Origin of the sequence: Nodosilinea sp. LEGE 07088 (assembly GCF_015207395.1) — a bacterium.
Taxonomy (GTDB): Bacteria; Cyanobacteriota; Cyanobacteriia; order Phormidesmidales; family Phormidesmidaceae; genus Nodosilinea.
The window spans coordinates 1-1486 of the sequence record NZ_JADEWX010000369.1 but is presented as its reverse complement, the minus strand read 5'-3'; the positions used below and the strand labels follow the sequence as shown (position 1 = coordinate 1486).

Here is a 1486-nt window from a genome sequence, read left to right as displayed (position 1 = left end):
TTCATTTCAAATCGTTTATTTAAGTCGATTGAAGATCTTGAAGCCCTTATCAACAAACTTCTCAATGAGGGGGATTTAGTTATAAATTGGCATCGCAAGGTGAAAAATAAGGGAAATTCGATTAATGCAATTTAGATGCGTAACAGCTTAACCAAGGTCACGGGCAAACCACATTGAATCTATACCCTTTGAAAGTGCAGCATTTAGCACAAGTGTAAGATTTTTTTGTCTAATGAAAACAGCGTCTGGCTTGTCATATTTGGGACAAATATCAGCATACGGATTAAAGACATTTTCGAAGCGAAGTGTCGAAAGCTTATTGACAAAATCAGAAGCGGCCACATGAGTGTCAATAGTCATTTTAAGGTCTCGAATTGAATTGTATGCGCGTTGAGGTCAGCAGACACAATACCACCTCGGTGTTCCCTCAGTTCACGAAAAATGCGAAAACCCTCAAGAATGCTATATTCCCACTGCCATAGCGGCCTTTCCTCCACTTCATAGCCTTTGACAAACTCACGAATTGCCTTTAGGAGAGCATAGTCAATACTTTGGAAATTTTCTAAATATCCGTAACGAACACCATAATTAAAAATCCATGTTGAAATACCTTCTTCTATCAAAATTGCACGAGCACCATCCTGATTTTCATCAATCTCTGGATTACTTTTTCGCTTTACTTTAAAGAGGGCGCGCAATACCGGTGACCATCCTAGAATTGCTGCATAGGTCAAGTGAAATACATCATGAAACCGATAATCATCCTGCTCAGTCCGATTATCGGTTAAGCGATCGCCGATATTAATACCTCTACACTGCTGAAGGACATATTGCTTACCGTTGATCTCTTTCTCTTTGAAGGTCAAGAGAATCTGGCGAGGTAATTGTTCATCTTCGTCGCATCTTGAATCGAAAAGCACCGGCCAGTCACGATTTATAGGCCACCTATCCAAGACCTTTATAATGTTAAACTTCGCAGCCTTATCCAAACTTATACTCGCATCATCCGCTGCCGAAATTAACACTCGAAAGATTTCAACAAGATCTGCTGAAATTACGTCTCCATTAGTTGCAATACGTCCAGCACTAAAGTCTTCGAGTAAATGTCCTACCTTGCCAGCTAATGAAATTAGCTGTTCTTCAAACTTAATGGTACCAGGAAGAGTGGCCAGATCTTTCTTTTCCTTCTGCAATACTGCAAACGTTGTAGCATTCATTTTTCCTTGAAAAGAACAGTTAACAAGCGATGAGGTAGACCGCTGAGCCAAAACAGACAAGCTGATTCCAGCATGTAAAGCAGTGTTAGAAAAATACCAAAGCGCGTCGCCAAACTCCTCCAGAATAGAATCCTGATACGAGGAGAGTGTTCAAGTTTTTGTGTAAGCCTTGAATTTTAGATTTTGAAGCGTTCTGGGAACAGGATAGCAAAATGTGAAAGCGCAGCTCTCCAGTTTTTGATGGGCCTTGTCCATCGTTTGGCAATATT

At 40.4% G+C, this 1486-nt stretch carries 2 protein-coding genes and 1 pseudogene; 1 reads left to right on the top strand and 2 read right to left on the bottom strand.

Annotated features, from left to right (window positions below; all coding sequences use genetic code 11):
• A pseudogene (locus IQ254_RS34160) lies at positions 1 to 135 on the top strand (IS630 family transposase); the annotation flags it as partial.
• Positions 136 to 147: 12 nt separating this feature from the next.
• On the opposite strand, the gene IQ254_RS31040 reads toward IQ254_RS34160, so the two are convergent.
• Both IQ254_RS31040 and IQ254_RS31035 read right to left on the bottom strand, forming a co-directional pair.
• Positions 148 to 360 carry a hypothetical protein gene (locus tag IQ254_RS31040; protein ID WP_193969985.1) on the bottom strand — a complete coding sequence of 71 codons (213 nt, stop codon included), beginning with the start codon at positions 358 to 360 and terminating at the stop codon, positions 148 to 150.
• Positions 357 to 1217 (bottom strand): pyrophosphatase, encoded by an 861-nt coding sequence (locus IQ254_RS31035; RefSeq protein ID WP_193969984.1) that lies wholly within the window; start codon positions 1215 to 1217, stop codon positions 357 to 359. The genes IQ254_RS31040 and IQ254_RS31035 overlap by 4 nt, the downstream gene beginning before the upstream one ends.
• Positions 1218 to 1486: the final 269 nt, after the last annotated feature.